The sequence below is a fragment of the Frankia sp. ACN1ag genome (assembly GCF_001414035.1).
GTDB classification, from domain to species: Bacteria; Actinomycetota; Actinomycetes; order Frankiales; family Frankiaceae; genus Frankia; species Frankia torreyi.
In genome coordinates this window covers 1-21,249 of record NZ_LJPA01000010.1, presented here as the reverse complement: position 1 = coordinate 21,249, position 21,249 = coordinate 1, and the positions used below count along the sequence as shown (strand labels likewise).

Genomic DNA, 21,249 nt, shown 5'->3' with positions numbered 1-21,249 from the left:
AACGAGAGCGACGAGACCTTCCGAGAGATCTTCAACAACAGGTACCTGCGGTCGTACTACTACACCGACGGCGACATCCCGACGGTGGGCCAGGCCCGCGGGAAGATCGTGCTGCTCGGTGATGTGGCGGGCCTCGGCGGCATCAACTACGGCGGGCCGGACCTCGTCATCCAGGACGACTGGGGCAACAGTGACCCGAGCGTGAAGTTCGACGAGATCTGGGCCCAGGCGAACGCGTCGGTCGTCTACCGCGAGCCGGGCGACGACCGCCTCTACGTCAACTACGTGAGCGCGAACGACCCGCCGTGGATCGCGCCGGACGGCTACGCCGACCTCATCCAGCCGCCGCTCTACGACGCGATCTGGGGCAACATCGAGCAGTGGCGCACCGTGGGCCAGTTGGGCGTCATGCCGCTCGACTTCTTCGACTCCGACGACGGCTGGAACGAGGGGCTGATCAGCGGAATCGTCTACTGGAACTACAACTGGTAGTGCCAGTGGCCTTCTAGATGGAGAAGTCCTCGCCCTGCCAGACGCCGGCCTGGGGCAGGCGGATCGGCGGCCGCTGCCCGGCACCGTCGCCGGACGCGGCACCGGCCGCACCGTCCGCGCCGGCCGTGACGGTGGCGCCGGCACGGGCCGCCTCCAGCCGGTCGACGCGGGTGAGCAGCGACTGCAGGCTGATGCCGACCAGGTCGGGCATCCGGTCGTCGTGGGCGGGCTGCGGGCGGCTCGGGCTGATGACCTGGCCGGGGACGCCGACGACGACCGAGCCGGGCGGGACCGGGCGGACGACGACGGCGTTCGCGCCGATCCGGCTGTCGGCGCCGACGGTGAACGAGCCGAGCACCTTCGCGCCGGCGCCGATCACCACCCGGTCGCCGATCGTCGGATGACGCTTGGTGGCCTCCAGGCTGGTCCCGCCGAGCGTCACGCCGTGGTAGATCGTCACGTCGGCGCCGACCTCGGCGGTCTCCCCGATGACCACGCCGGTGGCGTGGTCGATGAACACGCCCTCGCCGATCCGGGCGGCGGGGTGGATGTCGACGCCGGTCAGTGTGCGGGTCAGCTCGGCGCCGACCCGGCTGAGCAGCGGCATCCGGTGCGTCCACAGCCAGTGGTTCAGTCGGTGGCCCCACAGGGCGTGCACCCCGGGATAGCACAGCGCGACTTCGAGGGTGGAGCGGGCGGCGGGGTCGCGATCCCGTGCCGTGCGCAGATCCCGGCGCAGCGTCGCCAGCACGGCTCAGTCCCCCAGGCCGGCGAACAGCGGCGTCGACAGGTAGCGCTCGCCGAAGTCGGGCAGCACGACGACGACCAGCTTGCCGGCGTTCTCGGGGCGGCCCNCCACCGTCAGCGCGGCCGACACCGCAGCCCCGGCGGAGATGCCGACCAGCAGGCCCTCCTCGCGGGCGAGGCGGCGGGCGAGCTCCATCGCGTCGTCGGCCTCGACCTGGATGATCTCGTCGACGAGCGAGGTGTCGAGCACGCCGGGCACGAAGCCGGCGCCGATGCCCTGGATCGGGTGCGGCCCCTTCACGCCCCCGGACAGCACCGGCGACGCGGCGGGCTCCACCGCGACGAACCGCGCCGACGGCCGGCGCGCCTTGATGACCTCGGCCACCCCGGTGATCGTCCCGCCGGTCCCGACGCCGGCGACGAGGATGTCGATCTGCCCGTCGGTGTCGCGCCAGATCTCCTCGGCGGTCGTGGCCCGGTGGATCGCCGGGTTGGCCGGGTTCTCGAACTGCTGGGGCATGAAGTAGCGGGAGTCGCTCTTGGCGAGCTCCTCGGCCTTGGCGATGGCTCCGGCCATCCCCTCGGGGCCGGGGGTGAGCACCAGGTCGGCGCCGTAGGCGCGCAGCAGCATCCGCCGCTCGACGCTCATCGTCTCGGGCATCGTCAGCACGCACTTGTAGCCGCGGGCCGCGCACACCATGGCCAACGCGATGCCGGTGTTGCCGCTGGTGGGCTCCACGATGATGGTGTCCGGGCCGATCGCGCCGGCCTGCTCGGCGGCGTCGATGAGCGCCAGCCCCAGCCGGTCCTTCACGCTGTGCGCCGGGTTGAACGACTCCAGCTTGGCGACGACCTGGGCCCCGACCCCGTCGGTGACCCGGCGCAGCCGCACCAGCGGCGTGTTCCCGACCAGCCGCGTGATGTCCTCGGCGATCCTCATCGACGTTCTTCTCCTCGGTCGGCGCCCCTCATCGTCACTGGGCCAGGGTATGTCCCGACTCCGGCGCGGAACCGTCCATGAGCAATAAGGCACCATCGAGCACCCGGATCGCGGCAGCGGGGCCCACCGGCACGGCAGCCGGCACCCACCGGCGTGGCGACGCCGCGGCGGCGTTGCGCGATGGGGGGACGTCCGCGGTCCGGCCGGGATAGTTTCGAGCCCGTGGCGCGGATCCGGCGGCGAGGGTGCGGCGCAGGCGGTCTGGACGCCGGGGCTCGGCGTCGAGCGGGCGGGGGCGGGGGCGGGGGCGGGGGCGGGGGCGGATGAGGATCGCGCTGTTCGTGACCTGCCTGGTCGACGCGCTGTACCCGCGGGTCGGGCAGGCCACCACCGAGCTGCTCGAACGCCTCGGTCACGAGGTCGTCTTCCCCGCCGGGCAGACCTGCTGCGGGCAGATGCACACCAACACCGGCTACGCCCGCGAGGCGGTCGAGCTGGTCCGCCACCACGTCGACGTGTTCGACGACGCCGACGTCGCCGCCGACGTGATCGTCACCCCGTCCGGATCGTGCGCGGGTTCGGTGCGCCACCAGCACGCCGCACTCGCCCGCGACGCCGGCGACGATGCGCTCGCCCGCCGCGCCGAGGCGGTCGCGGCCCGCACGTACGAGCTGTCCGAGCTGCTCGTCGACGTGCTCGGGGTGGAGGACGTCGGCGCCTACTACCCACACCGGGTCACCTACCATCCGACCTGCCACTCGCTGCGGGTGCTGCGGGTGGGTGACCGGCCGCTGCGGCTGCTGCGCCAGGTCGCCGGGATGACGCTGCTGGAGCTGCCGGAGGCCGAGACCTGCTGCGGGTTTGGTGGCACCTTCGCGGTGAAGAACGCGCCGACGTCGACGGCGATGCTCGCCGACAAGATGCGCCACGTCCTCGGCACCGGCGCGGAGGTGGCGACCGCCGGCGACGCGTCCTGCCTGATGCACATCGGCGGCGGCCTGACCCGGCTGCGGGCCGCCACCCGCACGGTGCACCTCGCCGAGATCCTCGCCAGCACCCAGGCGACCCTCCGATGAGCGAGCCACACCGTACGGGTCCCCGTGGGGCCGGCGGTCCGACGTGCGGCGGTCAGGCGGGAGCCCGGTGACGGCGGCGTTCCTCGGGATTCCCGCGCCGCCCGGCGTGGGGCAGCTACGCGGCGACCGGCCCTTCCCCGCCGCCGCGCGCGACGCTCTCGCCGACAGCCAGCTACGCCGCAACCTCGGCCACGCCACCGGGGTCATCCGCACCAAACGGGCCGCGGCGGTCGGCGAACTCGACGACTGGGAGCAGCTCCGCCTCGCCGGCGAGGCGATCAAACGGGCGACGATGGCCCGCCTCGACGACCACCTCGTCCGGTTGGAGGCCGAGGTGACCGCCCGCGGCGGGACGGTGCACTGGGCCCGCGACGCCCACGAGGCGAACGCGATCGTCACCGGCCTCGTCCAGGCCACCGGCGCGACCGAGCTGGTCAAGGTCAAGTCGATGGCCACCCAGGAGATCGGCCTGAACGCCGCGCTCGCCGACGCCGGCATCACCGCGCACGAGACCGACCTCGCCGAGCTGATCATCCAGCTCGGCGACGACGTGCCCAGCCACATCCTGGTCCCGGCGATCCACCGCAACCGCGCCGAGATCCGCGAGCTGTTCCTGCGCGAGATGCCCGGCGTCGACCCGTCGCTCACCGCCGAACCGCGCCGCCTGGCGATGGCCGCCCGTGCCCACCTGCGCCGCACGTTCCTGCGGGCGCGGGTCGCCGTGTCGGGGGCGAACTTCGGCGTCGCCGAGACCGGCTCGCTCGTCGTGGTCGAGTCCGAGGGCAACGGCCGGATGTGCCTGACGTTGCCGGAGACGCTGATCACGGTGATGGGCATCGAGAAGGTCGTGCCGAGCTGGCGGGACCTGGAGGTGTTCCTGCAGCTGCTGCCCCGCTCGTCGACCGGGGAGCGGATGAACCCGTACACGTCGACCTGGACCGGCGTCACCCCCGGCGACGGGCCGCAGGCGTTCCACCTGGTCCTGCTCGACAACGGCCGCACCGCTGCCCTCGGCGACGCCGTCGGCCGCGACGCGCTGCACTGCATCCGCTGCTCGGCCTGCCTGAACGTCTGCCCCGTCTACGAACGCACCGGCGGCCACGCCTACGGCTCGGTCTACCCCGGCCCCATCGGCGCCGTGCTGTCCCCGCAGCTCACCGGGATCCATTCCGGCAGCGACGACAACGCCTCGCTGCCCTACGCCTCCAGCCTGTGCGGCGCCTGCTACGACGTCTGCCCGGTGCGCATCGACATCCCGTCGCTGCTCGTCCGCCTGCGCACCGCCCACGTCGACGCCGCCCGCGACCGCCCGCTGCCGACCGCGGAGGCGCTCACGATGGCCGCCGCAGCCTGGGTGATGTCCTCCCCCACCCGCTTCGCCGCCGCCGAGACCGCCTCCCGCCTCGGCCGGCTGGCGGGTCGCGCCACCGGCCGGCTGTCGTCGCTGCCCCCGCCGCTGTCGGCATGGACGTCCAGCCGCGACGCCCCCCGGCCCCCCGAGGAGACCTTCCGCCAGTGGTGGTCCCGCACCCGCGGCGGCCCCGCGCATCCGGCAGGTCAAGCGAATCCCCCGCCACCGGGCGGTTTCGCGGGGCCGGCGGGTTCCGCGGGGCCGGCGGGTTCCGCGGGGCCGGATGGGTCGGCGTGAACGCGCGCGAGGAGGTGCTGGCCCGCATCCGGGCCGCGAACGCCAACGCGGGCGTCGGCCTCGGCGGTGGAGTGCGTGGACCAGGTGCGGACGACGATGGTGACATCCCCCGCGAATACCACCGAGGCGGCGGACCGGCGCCCGGCAGCCCGCCGCTGCTCGATCTGCTGCGCCGCCGGCTCGTCGACTACCGCGCGTCCGTTGTCGACGCGGCCCCCGGCGACGAGCCGGCGGCGATCCGCGCAGCCCTGGCCGCCGCCTCCGCCGAACACCCACGCGGTTCCGCGGAACACCCACCCCCGTCCGCCGATAATCCCCCCGGTTCCGCGGAACACTCACCCCGCTCCGCGGAATATCCGCCCGATTCCGCGGGGCGGGGAGGCGGGGCGGTGCTCGTCCCACCCGGGCTGCCGGCGGGCTGGTGCCCGGACGGCGTCGTCGACGGCGGCTTCACCGCCGTCGAGCTTGACGGGTTCGCGGCGGTGGTCACCGGCTGCGCGGCGGCCTGTGCGCTGACCGGGACGATCGCCCTCGACGGCTCCCCCGACCAGGGCCGGCGCGCGATCACCCTGGTGCCCGACGTCCACGTCTGCGTCGTCCGAGCCGACCAGGTCGTCCACGGCGTCCCCGAGCTGCTCGCCCGCCTGGACCCGACCCGCCCGATCACCCTCATCAGCGGCCCGTCGGCCACCAGCGACATCGAGTTCGACCGCGTCGAGGGCGTCCACGGCCCCCGCACCCTCGCCGTCATCCTCGTCACCGACCCGACCGACCCGACCGACCCGACCGACCCGACAGTCTGACGCCCCACCGCGCTCCACGCACCGGCCTTGTCCGCCCGGCGGGTTGGGTACCCGCCGTGCTGGCGGGACTGAATTTCCCGTTCGTCGTCGAGGAACCCGACGAGCTTCGCGATCTGCTCAGCTCACTGGCAGAACGACTCGCCGCCGCCACCACCGACAGCGGCACCGGCACCGGCACCGTTCACGTCGGTCCGGCGACTTCCATCTGATCAGGCGGTCGCCGGCGCATCCGCGGGTCTGTCACATCGGACGGCTGGGACTCGACGTATTCGCAGAGCGCGGTGGCGCGGACGAACCAGGCCGCGCCGCCACACGAACGATTCCCAGGCGAAAGGCCAGGCAGGTATGAGGATCGCGGTTTTCGGGGCGAACGGGCCCACCGGGCGGCTGGTGGTGCGGCAGGCCCTCGAGGCAGACCATGAGATCGTCGCGGTCACGCGACGACCGGCGGAGTTCCCGCTGATCGGCGAGCGGCTCACCGTCGTCAGGGCCGACGTCGCCGACGAGCCCGCCACCGCGCGGGCCGTCGACGGAGTCGACGCGGTGCTGAGCACCGTCGGCGTGCCGTTCGCGCGGGCGCCGATCACGGTCTACAGCACCGCCGCCACCACCATCACGAACGCGATGATCCGGTTCGGCGTGAAGCGGCTGGCCGTGGTCAGCTCCACCGCGGTCGAACCTCACCCGCACAGCGAGGGCGGGTTCCTGCTCAACCGGGTCATGCAGCCGCTGCTCGCCCGCACGATCGGCCGGAGCACCTACGCGGACATGCGGGCCATGGAGCAGATCGTGCGCGACAGCGGCCTGGACTGGACGGTCATCCGATCGTCCGGCCTGTTCGACGCCGACCACGTCTCGCCCTACGAGGTCAGCGACGGCCCGCTGGACGGCGTGTTCACCAGCCGCGCGGACCTCGCGCACTGCCTGCTGGCGCAGGCGACCGAGGACCGGTTCGCCGGTCGGACGATCGAGATCACGACCAGCGAGGGCGCCCCGACCCTGCTCCAGGTGATCCGGCGGGAGGCCTTCGGCCGCGACTGACCCACCCGCCCCGCCCTCCCGCCGGCCCGGCGCCGGCTTGGGCTTCCCTGCCGGTCCAGCGCCTTTCCCACTGTCGCGATCCCGGCAGGGATGATCACGGATCTGGCTGGTGCAGCGCCTCGGAATTCCGCTCCCAGGCCCGGTTTCACCCTGCGTGACGTCGCGATGGGCGCTGCGCGGGCGACGGCGCGCGGCGGATGCGTGGGAGAGCAGCCGCCTGGTTCTTCTGTATGGTTCGGCGTCCGATTTGTCCCTACAGAGCAACCACGTGGCGCCGTTCCCCTGCACAGCCGTTTGCAGCGGCCCTGCGGTGGTGTAACCGCCCAGGTCAGCACGTTGATCCTTTGTCGCACTGAGTGAATGGAGCGCCGCGTCTCCAGGACTGCCGCCTCGGCTCGGCCGGACGGCCATGGCGGCGGTCCTTGCCGGTCCGGAGGGTTTCGCGTCCGATAGATCCCGCCGGATGAGCAGGGAAGTTAGATCCCGCCGGATGAGCAGGGAAGCGGGGCGGTCAGGGGCGGGCGGCGGCTACCTGGGCGCGGACCTGGGGGATGACCTGGTCGGCGAAGATCTGGAGGTGTTCGACGGGGGTCTCGCGGTCGCCGAGGACGAACGTGTCGAAGTCCAGTTCGAGGGCGAGGGCGGTGAGCTCGTCGACCCACTGGCTGGCCGGGCCGACGAGGAAGCCCTCCGAGCGGTCCTGGAGCTTGTGGCCGAAGAAGGCGTTGTACAGGCGCGGAACCGCGGTGCGCGACCGGCCGGCGGCGGCGAGCTCGGTGTCGAAGTGCGCCGCGTCGGCGCGGACGGTGTCCAGGTCGAGGCGGTTGCCGTTGGGGATCCAGCCGGCGCCCACCCCGGCGGTCAGCCGGCGCATCAGCGGGCCGCCGCTGCCGATCCAGAGCTGGATCGGCTCCTGCGGCGGGAGCAGCGGCTGCGGATGGTCGAGCTGGTAGTACTGGCCGGCGTAGGTGACGTCGGCGTCGCCGGACCACAGCAGCCGGATGACGTCGATCGCCTCGGCGAGCCGCTCCCGGGCCTCGCGTGGCTTCCACCGCGGGCCGCCGATCGCGGCGATCTGGTCCCACAGCCCGCCGGTGCCGAGGCCGAGGTCGAGCCGGCCGGGGGCGAGGCGGTCGATCGTCCACGCCGTCTTGGCCAACACCGCCGGCGGGCGCAGGGCGAGGTTGACGACGTCGGTGAGCACCCGGATCGACGACGTGCGGCCGACCACCGCCGACAGCAGCGCGACCTGGTCGACGTAGTCGGGGTTGTAGGGATGGTCGGGCACGGCGATCAGGTCGTAGCCCAGCTCCTCGGCCTGCGCGGCATGGTCGAGCAGCGCGCGACCGGCCACGGTGCGGGGGAACAGGAAGGTGCCGAACCGCAGCGGTCGGTGGTCGAGCGGTCGGTCGTCGTCGGTCATCGGTATCTCCTATGCCGCGCTGAGCGCGGTCTCCTTGCGGACGAGGGGAGCCACTTCCTCCGCGATCAGGTGCATGATCTCTTCGGTGCCCGCGGCCCCCAGGCCGTTGTCGATCTGGAGGAAGTGCAGGTCGTGGCGGAGGTCCTGGTGCATCCCGATCAGCCGCTCGGCGACGTACTCGGGGGTGCCGACGAGGATCTGGCCGGTCGGGCCGGTCAGCTCGTCGAAGCCCTGGTCGAGCAGGCGCTGGGCACGGTTGTCCTGGCGCAGGCCCTGGTTGCGCTGCGCGGCGGCGTTGACCGTCTGCTCCCAGTAGGCGCGGTACTCGCGGCGCACGCGTGCCTCGTCGTGGTCGACGACAACGGTGGACAGCGAGGCGACCCGGGCCCGGCTCGGGTCGTGGCCGGCGGCGGCGAACGCCTCGCGGTAGTGGTCGGCGAAGTCGGCGTAGGTGCCGGCGCGGAACCCGGCGACCAGGACGGGCAGGCCCTTGCCGGCGGCGAGCTCGACGGAGTCCACGTTGCGGGTCGCCCCGAGCCAGACCGGAAGCTGCGGCTGCACCGGCCGCGGGGTGACGTGCGCGTCGCTCAACGCCGGGCGGGAGGTGGCGGGCCACGCCGGGATGTGCCCGGTGCGCAGGATCTCCAGGAGCAGGTCGAGGTGCTCGCGCAGCAACGTCCCGCGGTCCGGGTCGTCCTGGCCGATGAGCAGCCGGGAGGCGTTCGCGAAGTTGCCCTTCCCGGCGACGATCTCAACACGCCCCCCCGAGAGGACGTCGAGGGTGGCGTAGTCCTCGGCGACGCGGACCGGGTCGAGCAGGGGAAGCAGCGTCACCCCGGTCATCAGCCGCAGCCGCTCGGTCTGTGCGGCGATGGCGGCGAGGATGACCGGCGGTGCGCTCGTCACGAAGTGCGGGTCGCCGTGGTGCTCCCCGACGGAGAACGCCTCGAAGCCGAGCCGCTCGGCGAGCACGCCTTGGGTGACGATCGACGCCAGCCGCTCATGCTCGGTCGGCGTCTGCCCGGTGCGCCGGTCTGTGGAGACGCCGCCGAGCGTGTTGATTCCCAGTTCCACCAGATGCCCTCGATCGTCGTCGGTACGTGTTCGGAGGCGACGGGCCCGCGCCGACGAAGCCTCGTCAGTGGATCAGGGCATGACGCTCAGCTTGCCATCAGCTGCTGGAACCCGCGCCCGTCTCGCCGTTTTGCCTGGACTGTAACCTGCGCCGCCCTTTGTGGGCCATCTCTACCCTTTCGGTTGACAAGTACGTCATGGCATGAAACCTTCACCCGGACCCGGGGACGCCGGGAGTGGATCATGTAGGAGTTTTCGATGTATCAGCGGGGATCAGTCCAGCGCAGGATCGGCGGCCGCGTGCGCGGCGCCGTTGCGGTCGCCGTCGCGGCCGGCCTGGCGGTGACCCTCGCGGCCTGCGGCTCGGATTCGGGTGGCGGGTCGAGCGCGGCGGCCAGCCCGGCCGCGGCCAGCGCGTCGAGCGGCCCCGACCTGTCCGGGGTGACGCTGCGGGTGGCGACCTACCCGGCGGCCATCGGCGGCGACGAGGCGCTGCTCAAGGCGGCCGGCCTGCTCGACACCCCGTACAAGGTGCGGTTCCAGACCTACCCCGACGGCGGCGCGCAGACCGGGGCGGTCAACCAGGGCAGCGCGGACCTCGCCCGCGGCAGTGGCGTCGCGAACGTGCTGATCGCCGCGGGGGGTACCAAGCCGAACTTCGTGTCCGTCGCGACGCTGCGGCTGCCGACGTCGCTGCAGTGGACGGTCGCGAAGAAGGGCATCACCTCGATCGCCGACCTGCGGGGCAAGAAGGTCGCGTACACCAAGAACACCACCACGCAGTACTTCCTGCTCAAGCAGCTCGCCAGCGCCGGACTGACCTTCAAGGACATCCAGCCGGTGCCGCTCACGCCGGCCGACGGCCTGAGCGCACTGCTCGGCGGCAGCGTCGACGCGCTGGCCGGGTTCGGCAAGACGGTGCAGGTCGCGGTCGCCAAGGGCAACCCGATCCTGGCCGACGGCGGTCCGATCCTCAAGGGCAGCCTCGGCGGCCTCGTCGGCGCCTACAACGCTTACACCTCCGACCTCGACGACCCGGCGAAGTCCGCGGCGATCGCCGACTACATCGGTCGGATCGAGGCGTCGTTCGCCTGGACCCGGGCGCACCCCGCCGAGTGGGACAAGATCACGGCTACGAACACCAACCAGCCGCTGGAGTCCGTCACCGCCAACTTCAAGGCCTCGGAGAACAGCGCGAACTCGGCCGTGGGCCCCGTCGACCCGAAGGCACTGACCGACCAGCAGGCCATCGCCGACACCTTCCAGGCCGCCGGCCTGCTGCCCGGCAAGGTCAACGTCGCCGGCAGCTACAACACGAAGCTGAACCCGGCGATCGCCGCCGCCATCGCCTCCTACAAGGCCAAGTTCCCGGCGAACTTCGCCGTCACGACCGTCAAGTGAGCGGACGATGGGAGACCCGCGTGCCGTGGCGACCGTGACGCAGCCCGAGGGCGCATCACCCGGAAGCCCGCCCGCTGCCACGCCGGCCACGCCGGCCACGCCGGCCGCTGAGGCCACGCCCACTACTGAGGCCACGCCCACCGCTGTTGTCACGCGTGCCGCCGCGGGTTCGCCCGCGGCGGCACGCGGGCGGCGGGTGACCTTCAGCGCCGGCGGCGCGGACCGGCGTCGGCGGCGGTGGGTTCCCAGCCTGGTCCGCCGGGCGATCGTCCCGATCCTGCTCGTCGCGCTGTGGCAGGTCGGCAGCTCGTCGAGCTGGTGGTCGACGGAGGTCCTGCCCGCGCCGTGGGACGTCGCCCACGAGTTCGTCACCCTGTGGAACAACGGCCAGCTCCCGTCGAACCTGTGGGTGTCGGTGCGCCGGGCGTTGACGGGCGCGGCGATCGGCATCGCCGTGGGCCTCGCCCTGGGCGTGGCGGTCGGCCTGTGGCGGCCGGTCGAGGAGGCCATCGACGCCACCCTGCAGATGCTGCGGACGATCCCGTTCCTGGTGATCCTGCCGCTGTTCATCCTCTGGTTCGGCGTCGACGAGACCCCGAAGATCCTCATCATCACGATCGGCACGGCGCTGCCGATGTACATCAACACGATGTCGGGCGTGCGCACGGTCGACCCGCGTCTGCTGGAGATGGGCCGCCAGTTCGGCCTGAACCGGCTGCGCCTGATCGCGACCGTCGTCCTGCCCGGGGCGACACCGAGCATCCTCACCGGCGTGCGTTACTCGCTCGGCCTGAGCTGGCTCGCGCTCGTCGTCGCCGAGCAGATCAACGCCCAGAAGGGCCTGGGCCTGCTTATCTACAACGCGCAGTCGCTGTTCCAGACGAAGATCCTGATGGTCGTCGTCGTCGTGTACGCCGCCCTCGGCCTGATCACCGACGTGATCGTGCGCCTCGCCGAGCGGCGCCTGCTGGCCTGGCGCGGGAGGTGACGCGGGTGAACGCCGTCACGGTGCGCGGCCTGCGTCGCGCGTTCGGCTCGCACGTCGTGCTCGACCGGCTCGACCTGTCCATCGCCGACTCGGAGTTCGTGGCCCTGGTCGGCCGCAGCGGCGGCGGCAAGACGACGTTGCTGCGCACCCTGGCCGGTCTCGACCCGGTCGCCGAGGGCAGCGTCGAGGTGCCGGCGCTGCGCTCGGTGGTGTTCCAGGAGCCGCGGCTGCTGCCCTGGCGCCGGGTGTGGCAGAACGTCGCGGTCGGCCTGCCGCGCTCCCGCCGCCGCGACGAGGCGTCCCGGGCGCTGGCCGAGGTCGGTCTCGCCGATCACGCCCAGGCCTGGCCGCTGACGCTGTCCGGCGGCGAGGCGCAGCGCGTCGCACTCGCCCGGGCGCTGGTCCGCGAACCCGAGCTGCTGCTGCTCGACGAGCCGTTCGGCGCCCTCGACGCGCTGACCCGCATCCACATGCACGATCTGGTCCGCCAGCTCCACGAGCGGCACCGCCCGGCCGTGCTGCTGGTGACGCACGACGTCGACGAGGCCCTCGAACTCGCCGACCGGGTGATCGTGCTGCGCGACGGCCGCCTCGACGAGGAGATCGAGACCCGCGAGCTGTTCGACGACCGCCGCGACCCGCGCTTCGAGCAGGCCCGCGCCCGGCTGCTCGGCCTGCTCGGCGTCACCGACACCCACGTCGCCGACCCCTCGGCCGTCGCCGACGTCTAGACGCGGCTCGACTATCGGGTCCGAACCAAGCTCGTCGCCCCGGGTCGTCTGCTGATCCGTCAGCGCTGCACGGTCGCCCGCACCCGGCTATCCCCAGCCGGGTCTGCGGCCAGACTGCGGCCAGATGGTGCCGAGGCTTCGGTACGGTTTTCGGGCGCGAAACCGTACCGAAGCCTCGGCACGATTTCGCGCACAAACGGTCACACAAAGACGCGATGGATGTGGCGNCTGGTGGGCAGGCCGAGCCCCGAGTTCCCCTCCCTCGTCCCATCAGATCCTCGTGGCCGAACACCACCTGGGACGGCCGCGCAGGACCGGGCAGCTCAGGCGTCCGGCGGAGACAGGCCCTGAGCCAGTAGCGCGGCGAGGGCATCCGGGTCGACGAGGGTGTGGTCGGGCTGGTCGAGCAGCGGTGCCATCGACGCGGCGAAGGTGAGCAACTGGGCCGCGGCGACCTGCTCCGGCGTCGGGACGTCGCACCCGAAGATCCGGGCGAGCCGGCCGGCGATCACGGTCGCGGCGGCGTCGGTGCTCTCCATCGCCCGCCGCCGGATCTCCTCGTGGACGGCCAGTTCCTGCAGGACGATGCGATGCACCGGCGACGGCCGGCCGAGCACGACGGTGAGATGCCGCCACAGCTCGGCGATCGCCCGGCGCGACTCCGCCCGCTCCGACGAGGGCACGTCGGGCGCGGGCAGATCGGGCGCGGGCAGATCGGGCGACGGCACGTCGGACGGGGCCAGATCGGGCGCGGGCAGGTCGAGTTCGCCGAGGGTGGTCACCCGATCTCGCTGCACGACCGCGAGCAGCAGGTCCATCTTCGTCTTGAAATGGTAGAAGATCAGCCCGTGCGGCACGCCGGCCGCCGCGGCGATCCGGGCGGTGGACGTCCGGTCGAACCGGTGCTCGGCGAACAGCACCTCCGCGGCGGCCAGGATGCGCTCCCGCGCGCTGAGTTCCGGCTCCCCCGGCGGGGCCACGCTCGGCGTGGTTGCCCGGCCCGCGCCGGCACTCCCCTCGCCGCGCCCCACGTCAGACCTCGGCCTCAGAACTCGGTGTTGCCGGCGTCGGGGGCGATCTCATGCGCGGTGATGAACTTCGACTCGTCCGAGGCCAGGAACAGCACGGTGTCGGCGACGTCCTCGGGCTCGGTGCCGTCGACCGGCAGCAGGTTCATGAACATGGGGCCGAGCCGATCGTAGCCGGCGATCCCCTCCTCGATCCGCTCCCGCATGCTGCCGGTCCCCATCGGCGTGTTCACGCCGGTCGGGTGCACGCTGTTGACCCGGATGTGGTGCTGGCTCAACTCCGCCGCGAACGCCTTCGCCATGCCACGCACCGCGAACTTGCTCGTCGTGTACGGCACCATGAACGGCTGCACTTTCAGCCCCGCCGCCGAGCTGATCAGAATGATCGAGCCCCCGCCGGCGCGCACCAGGTGCGGCGCGCCGACCATCACCGTGTTCCACACCCCGGTGACGTTCGTGCTGATCGTGTCCTCGTAGATCTGCGGGGTCACCTTGTCCCACGCCCGGGGGATGCAGATCCCGGCGTTGGCGACGACGACGTCGAGCCGGCCGAGCTGCGCCACGCCGTCGTCGACGATGGCACGCAGGGCCTCCAGGTCGCGGACGTCCACGATCCCGGACACCACGCGGCGCCCCGTCTTCTCGATCAGCGAGACCGTCTCCGCCAGGTCCTCCGGGGTCGCGGAGAGGTAGTCGACGCTCGGCAGGGGCGCACAGACGTCGACCACGATCACGTCGGCGCCCTCCTCCGCGAGCCGCAGCGCGTCCGCCCGCCCCTGCCCGCGCGCGGCCCCCGTCACCAGCGCGACCTTGCCCGCCACCCGACCGCTCATCGCCGTCTCCGATCCCACGTCACAGCGCCCGGCCACCGCCGACCCGACACTTGGTNGAGTACTCACTCAGCCTACGACCTACCTCCCCTTTCACGTCAATGACGCACAATGGGTGCTCCTCCCGTGACGTCGCTGGACATAGCTGCCCACGCCCAACCCTCCGTCACTCGTCCGCCCACCGCCGAGACCGCCGCCCGCGCCGAGCCGGAGCCCTCCGCGTCCGATTTATCCCTCCAGCTGGGCGAGGAGTGGGTCGTTTCGGTAACTATGGGATGGTTGTCCGGTGACCGTCGGGGGCGAGGGGGACGCGCTCGACTGCTTCGTGTCGTACACCGAGGACGGTCGGGCCTGGGCCGAATGGATCGCCGGGGCGTTGGAGCGCGCCGACCTGCGGGTCCTCATCGAGTCATGGGATCGGGTGGCCGGCACCCATCGGGTCGCCTGGCTGGACCGGGCAACCCGGCAGGCCCGGTACACGATCGCCGTCGTCTCGGACGGCTACCTGAACTCCGCGGACGCGGTCGCCGAATGGGGCGCGGCCTGGTCGCCCCGCCTGGCCGACGGCGATCGTCGGCTGCTCGTCGCCCGGGTGACCGACCGCCCGGTGCCCGGCCTGCTCGGCCAGATCGCGCCGATCAACCTGTTCGACCGCGGCGCGCTCGCCGGCGAGACCGCCCTGCTCGCGGCCGTGCGCGGCGGCGAGCCCGCGCCGCCGGAGGGGGGCCGCGCCGCGCGTCACCCACACAGCCCGATCCACCCCGGTGACCTGCCGGCGGTGTGGAACGTGCCGTCGCCGCCCGCCGCGTTCGTCGGACGCGGCGAGGCGCTCGACCGGCTCGACGCGGCGCTGGCCCGCTCCCCGCTGGTCGCCGTCACCGGACTCGCCGGCATCGGCAAGACCAGCGTCGCCACCGAGTACGTCCGGGCGCACCGCCGGGACTTCGACGCCGTCTGGTGGGTGCCCGCCGGGCGCCCCGCACTGCTCGGCGACCGGATCCGCGCCCTCGCGCCGGCGCTGGGACTGCCCGAGCACGCCGAACCGGCCGCCGTGCTGGCCCGCCTCGACCGCGCCGACGGCCGCTGGCTGATCGTCCTCGACGACGCCGCCGGGACGGCGCTGCCGGACTGGCTGCGCCCCAGCGAGACGGGCCGCCTGCTGCTGACCTCCCGCAACCCCGACTGGGACCGCCTCGGCCAGGTCGTCGCCCTGGCACCGCTGGACCGCGCCGAGTCGATCGCCCTGCTCACCGACCGGCTGCCCGCCGTCGACCTCGCGGTGGCGGCGGGCATCGCCGCCGAACTCGCCGACCACCCGCTCGCCCTCGACCAGGCCGCCCACCGGATCACCACCGGCCGCCTGCCCGCCGAGGTCTACCTGCAGGCGCTGACCGACCAGCCGGCCCGCCTGCTGGGCCAGGGCGAGGTGCCCGGCCGCCCCGGGACCACCGCCGCCACCCTGTGGGACGAGCCGATCCGCCGGCTGTCCGCCGACTCCCCCGCGGCGGCCGAACTGCTGCGCCTCGCCGCCCACGGCGACGCCACGCCCCTGCCGCTGCACCTGCTCACCGCCGACCCGGACGCCCTCGACCACGCCGAGCTGCGCGCCGCCGCTGCCGACCCGCTCGACCTCGCCGACACGATCGGCGCCCTGGAACGCTCCGCCCTGGCCCACCGCGACGGCTCCGCCGTGACGATGCACGCCCTGGTCCGCGCCGCCGTCCGCGCCGACACCGCCCCCGAGCACGCCGACCAGCTCACCGACTCCCTGCGCCGGATGCTGCACGCCNCCCTGCCCGCCGACGTCGCCGGCAACCCCGCCGCCTGGCCCGCCTGGCGCGAACTCCTCCCCCACACCCTCGCCGTCCTCGACACCGCCGCCGACGCCCGCCCCGACACCGGCCCCACCCCGGCAAAGACCGGCCCCACCCCGACCGAGGCCGACGCCGCCACCGTCGTCGACGGCCCGCACGCGGCCTGGCTCGCCGAGCACGCCGCCGCCTACCTGCTCGAACAGGGCCAGCCCGAGCAGGCCCTGCCCCTGGCCGAACGCGCCGCCGCCGCCCGCGAACACCTCGCCGGCCCCGACCACCCCGACACCCTCACCGCCCGCGAAACCCTCACCCGCGCCACCCTCGCCGCGGGCCACGTCGACGACGCCGGCCGCCTCGCCACCCGCACCCTCGCCGACCGCACCCGCCTGTTCGGCCCCGACCACCCCGACACCCTGGAATCCCAGGCCACCCTCGCCTGGGCCTACCAACGCGCCGGCCACCTCGACCACGCCACCACCCTGTTCGAACGCACCCTCGCCGCCCGCACCCGCGTCCTCGGCCCCACCCACCCCGACACCCTCGAAAGCCGCCACAGCCTCGGCGGCGCCTACGACGACACTCCCGGACGCGGCGACGAGGCGACCCGCCTGCTCCGCGACACCCTCACCGACCGCCGCCGCATCCTCGGCACCGACCATCCCGCCACCCTCAGCACCAGCCACCAGCTGGCCATCGCCTACCGCCGCCTCGGCTCCCCCGGCGACGCCACGCCCCTGTTCGAGCAGACCCTCACCAACCGCACCCGCGTCCTCGGCCCGGACCACCCCGACACCCTGCACACCCGCCACCAACTCGGCATCACCCACCGCCAGGCCGGACGCCTCGACGACGCCACCCGAGAACTCGACCGGGCGCTGACGGACCGCGACAGGGTTCTCGGCCCCCAGCATCCCGACACTCTCGACAGCGCGCATGGCCTTGCCCGCACTCACCTACGCGCCGATCGACCCGACCAGGCGGTCCCCCTGTTCGACCGTGCGCTGGCTGGTCGTGAGCGGGTCCTTGGTTCCGACCATCCCGACACGACGGAGAGCCGTGAAGGACTCGCCGCAGCCCACCTTGGGCGGGGTCGGGCCAACGACGCCATACCTCATCTCGAACAAGTCCTCGACCGCCACGAGCGTGTCCTCGGCTCCGCGCATCCGTACACGCTCGACATCCGGGGCGCTCTGGCCGGCGCCTACCGCCACACCGGGCAGATGGAGGCGGCACTGCCTCTGCTTGAACGGTTGCTCGCCGAGCGGAGCCGGACGCACGGTGTCGCAGACGACGGCACCCTGCGCACCGCCGAAGGACTCGCTGACGTCTACCGCTTCAGCGGCCGGCTGAGGCAGGCCGTCGACCTCAACGAACGCGTCCTGGCCATCCGCGAACAGGTCGTCGGCCCCGGACATCCGGATACCCGTACCAGCCGGCAGACCCTCGCCGACACCTACCGTCAAGCCGGCCGGCCCGCCGACGCCGTGCGGCTCTACCGCGCCGCGCTCGCCGACTCATTGCGCGAACACGGCCCGTTTCACCAGGACACCGTGTCTGCTCGCCGCGCCATTGCTGACATCAACAGCAAGAGCCGCCGCGAGACGCCGCCACTGGACCAGCCGACCCGGATCGAGCCGAGGCTCGACCACTGGCGGTAGTCAGGGACGGTCCACGTCCAGTCACTCCGGTCCGGCAGACCCGCCTCTCTCGGTCGACTCGCTTGCCCCGGTCGATCCGTCGGCCTCGGGCGGCGAGAACCGATCAAGCTTGTCCAGCTTGCGATACAGCTCCTCGGCGGCAGTCCCGCGCTCAGCTCGGACATCGTCCGACGCCGCGTGCCCCTCCTCACGCCGCCGCGCAGACTCCTCCTGTGCCTCGGAATGCAGGCGTTTCTCTGTCTCCTGCCAATACTCACTGAGCTGCTGCCGGCCCCACTCTCTCTCCTGCTCAGCGGCACGCTGACTGGCCCACTGCTCGCTCATGCGAGCGTTCCAGGTGCGACTGAACGAGCCGTCCCAGTTGACCGGGCGCAGGGACTTCGGGACCTCGTCGGTCGACACGGCCGGGCCCGGCTCGGCGTCCGTCTCCGGAGCCGCCTCCGCCGACCGCGTTGTGCCGCCTTGCGCTGCTGGATCGGTGTCGGGCGTCGGCGGACCAACTTCCGGATCACCTCCGGTCCCGGCGTCACCTCTAGGGTCAACGGATTCCGCGGACATCGCCGTCCTCTCCCATCTCAGGGACCTTGCCGCGCACGGAGATCGGACTGCCCCTCGTACTGCCATCCCTCCAGGGATGATCAGTCACGGTGGATGGTCACGCCAGCATGTTACGAGGTACCCCGTCGCCGCGATCTCGCTACGGATGACACAGACCCGAAACGATCATGGTAGCTCGTTCCGGGATCACCCTCCCCCTCCACCCGAGTATCCGCCCCGCGACCGTCACGGAAGTTGCGCTGCCTTCTCCGCAGTGTCACCAGCTCCTCCGCGCCCCTCCGGGATCACAGATTCGGCACCTTCTGCGTCAAACCCCTGGTGCGCCGAGTCTGGTCGATGAATCATTCAGGTGAAGGGGGTGATCTTTTGATTCAGAAGGTCGGCCGCGACACCCCTCCACCGGGACGGTTCCGGCGGATCCAGCTTGCTGCCACCGGGGAGACGCTCGATCTGTCCGACCCCACCCTGGGTCGACCCGACGGTCTTGAGCTGTGGGATCGGGCGGCAAGAGAGGTCTCCAGCCGTGACTCACCCACCGCCCGGTGCCTCTTTCCGCAGTGCCAGGGCGCACCGCTAATCCTCAAGGTCTTCAAGAGCACTGGGACCCGCTTCGCCGCGCACTTCCCTGGTGAGGGATCGGGCGGAAGCCACAAGATCGCCAGCCTCATCGACACGCAACACGAGGGACTGCTGACTGTCTGGGGCAGCGTCTTCGACCACGTCGGCCGGCCGGTCACCTCCCGGGAGCGCAGCCAGGACGGCGGAAGGACTTTTCCGGATCTGGTCGTCGCCGGCGTGGTGCAGCCGACGAGCATTGAAGTTCAGCTTACCCAGAAGAAGGACCATCTGGACCGCACTCGGAAAGCTGCCGAGCTGGGCATTACCGCCGTGTGGAACTCCGGCCCGAAGGTCGACCTGAAGGACCGGGTCCCTGAGCTCCGGTTCACCACCACCATCTCCGACGTACTCGCCGCCCGACATCCGCAGGACCTTCGACTGCTCGGCGTCCGCCAGCTCACCCGGGCCCGTGAGACCGACGGCCGTGGGTTCCTTTTCCAGCCGTCGCCGTTACCCATGCCGATGGGCGACATTGCCGAACAGCTGCCTGACGGAGAGCTGGTGCCGATCTCGTTCGGTAAGGCACGAATCCTCGTGTCGAGACAGCAGGCGGCCGATTTCGCGGCCGACGAGACGACGACTGTGCCCAACAGACGGGAACGGCCGGCAAAGTCACCCAAATCGGCCGTCCGCCGGCACGTGCAGCTGGCCACCCGACACCCCACCGAACTGATCCTGACGAGGATACCGACGCCCCTGCCACCGGCCTCACCCAGCTCACACCTGGAACCGTGCTCGGCCTGCGGTATGCCGACTCCTCTGCGCAGCGAGCGCGGATGGCCGTGGGACCGACTGTGCGCGGAGACTTACCTCGCCGGGCATCCGGGCGAAGCATTGTGATCATGGGCGATCCGCACCCGCGGTCATTGTGTCTGCGACAATCTGGCACCGTGATCTCATGGCTGAGAAGACCTTGGCGGCGGTTTCGGACGGTTCGATGTCCCAGCAGCAGGAGCAGGCACTGATGAGGGCGATCCTGCGCCACCAGGTGGGGGTCGATCCCGACGGACTCGGACCCATCCTCGGTCTTGCGGCGGTCGGGATCGTCAACAGTGCCTGGCGCAACAGCCCGGTCGAGGACTGGCACAGCCAAGGACGGTTACATGACGGTGACATGTTGCGGATCAACGCACACAGTAGCTGGCGGGTACGGGAAATCGTCCGGCGCTGGCGCCATGACCTTAGGCTCGCGCCACATTTTCGGGTGGAGCAGTGCGATGTGCTTGACCACGGTGCGGTTGAATGGCTCGCTGCCCGGATCTGGCGATGGCTGGTAAACCCCACCAGGCACCTGCCGACCGGAGGGACGCTCGCTGAGCTCGCAGGCAGCGATCTGAACGAGTATCGCGACCATGCCGATGAAGCCATGGGCGGCTTCGCAACGACGGCCGAGGAGCACGGGGTGCGGTACGCGTTCTGGCGTGCGGCGGGTCACGGCGGGCTGGCCTGCCGACACTGGTGGGGAACACCATCGTGGCCTGGGCTGGTCGACCGGTTCATGCACGCACTCGATAGCCCTGACGATCCGCACTGGCGGGACGGCGCTCATTGGCAGGCACTCGCGGGAGCAGCGCCCACACAGGCTGTCGACCGTGCCGGCCTGCGACGCCTGCTGATGCGGCGACCATGGACTCTCGATTCCGATACGGCGCAATGGGTCGTTGACGCCGGAATAGGCTTTCTCCTGGGTCGGTTGCCGGAGCTGCCCCACGACATTCAGAACATGGGCCCACAATGACGGGCCAACCGGTCACAACTTGCGGTAATTTCGCCGGAAAAGCGACTCCTTGGCTAAGGGCGGTCACGGCAGATGCCGGCGAGGTCGCAGGTGGCGCAGGCCTGGCACCAGGTCTGCTGGCGGGGCAGGTTGTTGATCCGTAGGGCGTCACCACCTTCTTTGATCTTGGCCTGGATGTTGCTGAGGAGTTGAATGTCGACGACCTCCCGGGTACTCGCGGCGCGTTTGTCGAGGTTGAGGACCTCGACAAGATCGGCACGGGAGCCGGTCAGTTCCTGGTAGCCGAGGGCGTATATATGTGGCTCTTCGAAGTTAGGCGGGGTTGAGGCATCCGCGGGCTCGACGGGTGGTTGCGCAGCGTGTTCGTAGGCGCTGGTTGGTGGGGTTGCGGTATCCGTAGGCGTTGCGGGCGTCGAGTTTGACGACGCGGTTGTAGCCTTCGCTGGCGGCGTTGGTGATCGTGGTGTGGAGGAACGTTTCGATGCAGGTCCACCAGGTGCTGACGGTGGTGGCGAGGCGTTCGAGCTCGGGGACGTCGGCGTCGGCGCACCAGGTGTAGAACCTCGCGAGCCGGTGGGAGATCACGGTGCGGTCGGGGTGGGTGCCGGCGAGAGCGAGCAGTGCGCGGAGCTCTTCCTTGG

The 21,249-nt window shown here is 71.8% G+C and carries 19 protein-coding genes and 3 pseudogenes; 13 read left to right on the top strand and 9 right to left on the bottom strand.

All coding sequences use genetic code 11. The features are described 5' to 3' along the window. Nucleotides 1-492: pseudogene (locus UK82_RS37215) on the top strand (phosphatidylinositol diacylglycerol-lyase); the annotation flags it as partial. A 13-nt stretch (nucleotides 493-505) separates the two neighbouring features. Here the strand turns inward: UK82_RS37215 and cysE are convergent. The 3 genes and pseudogenes from cysE to cysK all read right to left on the bottom strand — a co-directional run. Next, nucleotides 506-1,243, bottom strand: a complete 738-nt coding sequence (gene cysE / locus UK82_RS10780) for a serine O-acetyltransferase (protein WP_044888652.1) — start codon at nucleotides 1,241-1,243, stop codon at nucleotides 506-508. 3 nt (nucleotides 1,244-1,246) lie between these two features. Beyond that, nucleotides 1,247-1,346: pseudogene (locus UK82_RS37210) on the bottom strand (cysteine synthase A); the annotation flags it as partial. A 1-nt stretch (nucleotide 1,347) separates the two neighbouring features. Further along, nucleotides 1,348-2,179, bottom strand: an 832-nt coding sequence (cysK, locus tag UK82_RS10775) for a cysteine synthase A (RefSeq protein WP_236705775.1), incomplete at its 3' end; no start/stop codon positions are given. A 323-nt stretch (nucleotides 2,180-2,502) separates the two neighbouring features. Between cysK and UK82_RS10770 the strand changes: the two genes are divergently transcribed. The 5 genes from UK82_RS10770 to UK82_RS10755 all read left to right on the top strand — a co-directional run bounded on the left by UK82_RS10770 (nucleotide 2,503) and on the right by UK82_RS10755 (nucleotide 6,747). Next, nucleotides 2,503-3,255, top strand: coding sequence for a (Fe-S)-binding protein (locus UK82_RS10770; protein ID WP_044888650.1), 753 nt, complete (start codon nucleotides 2,503-2,505; stop codon nucleotides 3,253-3,255). Between the two features lie 67 nt (nucleotides 3,256-3,322). Then, complete coding sequence (locus UK82_RS10765; RefSeq protein WP_055407026.1) at nucleotides 3,323-4,903, top strand: lactate utilization protein B; 1,581 nt, start codon at nucleotides 3,323-3,325, stop codon at nucleotides 4,901-4,903. After that, nucleotides 4,900-5,706 (top strand): LUD domain-containing protein, encoded by an 807-nt coding sequence (locus UK82_RS10760; protein ID WP_055407025.1) that lies wholly within the window; start codon nucleotides 4,900-4,902, stop codon nucleotides 5,704-5,706. The genes UK82_RS10765 and UK82_RS10760 overlap by 4 nt, the downstream gene beginning before the upstream one ends. A 56-nt stretch (nucleotides 5,707-5,762) precedes the next feature. Beyond that, entirely contained in the window at nucleotides 5,763-5,915 is a 153-nt protein-coding gene (locus tag UK82_RS33615) for a hypothetical protein (protein WP_161849104.1), read from the top strand. Between the two features lie 136 nt (nucleotides 5,916-6,051). Continuing rightward, nucleotides 6,052-6,747 (top strand): NAD(P)-dependent oxidoreductase, encoded by a 696-nt coding sequence (locus UK82_RS10755; RefSeq protein ID WP_044888648.1) that lies wholly within the window; start codon nucleotides 6,052-6,054, stop codon nucleotides 6,745-6,747. A gap of 511 nt (nucleotides 6,748-7,258) precedes the next feature. On the opposite strand, the gene UK82_RS10750 is transcribed toward UK82_RS10755, so the two are convergent. After that, nucleotides 7,259-8,170 carry an LLM class flavin-dependent oxidoreductase gene (locus UK82_RS10750; protein WP_044888647.1) on the bottom strand — a complete coding sequence of 304 codons (912 nt, stop codon included), beginning with the start codon at nucleotides 8,168-8,170 and terminating at the stop codon, nucleotides 7,259-7,261. A 9-nt stretch (nucleotides 8,171-8,179) separates the two neighbouring features. Then, nucleotides 8,180-9,244 (bottom strand): LLM class flavin-dependent oxidoreductase, encoded by a 1,065-nt coding sequence (locus UK82_RS10745; protein WP_044888646.1) that lies wholly within the window; start codon nucleotides 9,242-9,244, stop codon nucleotides 8,180-8,182. Nucleotides 9,245-9,502: 258 nt separating this feature from the next. Here UK82_RS10745 and UK82_RS10740 point away from each other — a divergent pair, with 258 nt between their 5' ends. The 3 genes from UK82_RS10740 (at nucleotide 9,503) to UK82_RS10730 (ending at nucleotide 12,364) form a co-directional block, all read left to right on the top strand. After that, nucleotides 9,503-10,645: an ABC transporter substrate-binding protein gene (locus tag UK82_RS10740; RefSeq protein ID WP_083507130.1), complete on the top strand. Its 1,143-nt coding sequence runs from the start codon at nucleotides 9,503-9,505 to the stop codon at nucleotides 10,643-10,645. Between the two features lie 196 nt (nucleotides 10,646-10,841). Then, nucleotides 10,842-11,633 (top strand): ABC transporter permease, encoded by a 792-nt coding sequence (locus UK82_RS10735; protein ID WP_236705774.1) that lies wholly within the window; start codon nucleotides 10,842-10,844, stop codon nucleotides 11,631-11,633. Nucleotides 11,634-11,638: 5 nt separating this feature from the next. After that, complete coding sequence (locus UK82_RS10730) at nucleotides 11,639-12,364, top strand: ABC transporter ATP-binding protein (RefSeq protein ID WP_044888645.1); 726 nt, start codon at nucleotides 11,639-11,641, stop codon at nucleotides 12,362-12,364. A 323-nt stretch (nucleotides 12,365-12,687) separates the two neighbouring features. On the opposite strand, the gene UK82_RS10725 is transcribed toward UK82_RS10730, so the two are convergent. After that, entirely contained in the window at nucleotides 12,688-13,395 is a 708-nt protein-coding gene (locus UK82_RS10725) for a TetR/AcrR family transcriptional regulator (protein WP_044887970.1), read from the bottom strand. A 14-nt stretch (nucleotides 13,396-13,409) separates the two neighbouring features. Further along, the gene (locus tag UK82_RS10720) at nucleotides 13,410-14,225 is read right to left on the bottom strand and encodes a mycofactocin-coupled SDR family oxidoreductase (RefSeq protein WP_055407023.1); all 816 of its coding nucleotides are present in this window, start codon (nucleotides 14,223-14,225) and stop codon (nucleotides 13,410-13,412) included. 283 nt (nucleotides 14,226-14,508) lie between these two features. Here UK82_RS10720 and UK82_RS37205 point away from each other — a divergent pair. After that, nucleotides 14,509-16,011: pseudogene (locus tag UK82_RS37205) on the top strand (TIR domain-containing protein); the annotation flags it as partial. Nucleotides 16,012-16,014: 3 nt separating this feature from the next. Beyond that, nucleotides 16,015-17,694: a tetratricopeptide repeat protein gene (locus tag UK82_RS37200; RefSeq protein ID WP_304438048.1), complete on the top strand. Its 1,680-nt coding sequence runs from the start codon at nucleotides 16,015-16,017 to the stop codon at nucleotides 17,692-17,694. Nucleotides 17,695-17,715: 21 nt separating this feature from the next. On the opposite strand, the gene UK82_RS10710 is transcribed toward UK82_RS37200, so the two are convergent. Further along, entirely contained in the window at nucleotides 17,716-18,096 is a 381-nt protein-coding gene (locus UK82_RS10710) for a hypothetical protein (protein WP_055407021.1), read from the bottom strand. 492 nt (nucleotides 18,097-18,588) lie between these two features. Between UK82_RS10710 and UK82_RS33990 the strand changes: the two genes are divergently transcribed. Then, nucleotides 18,589-19,710, top strand: coding sequence for a hypothetical protein (locus tag UK82_RS33990; RefSeq protein WP_152989857.1), 1,122 nt, complete (start codon nucleotides 18,589-18,591; stop codon nucleotides 19,708-19,710). A 58-nt stretch (nucleotides 19,711-19,768) separates the two neighbouring features. Then, on the top strand, nucleotides 19,769-20,608 hold the full coding sequence (locus tag UK82_RS10700) for a hypothetical protein (protein WP_055407019.1): 840 nt from the start codon (nucleotides 19,769-19,771) through the stop codon (nucleotides 20,606-20,608). 312 nt (nucleotides 20,609-20,920) lie between these two features. Here UK82_RS10700 and UK82_RS10695 read toward each other — a convergent pair. Next, nucleotides 20,921-21,249, bottom strand: a 329-nt coding sequence (locus UK82_RS10695) for a transposase (RefSeq protein WP_161849103.1), incomplete at its 5' end; no start/stop codon positions are given.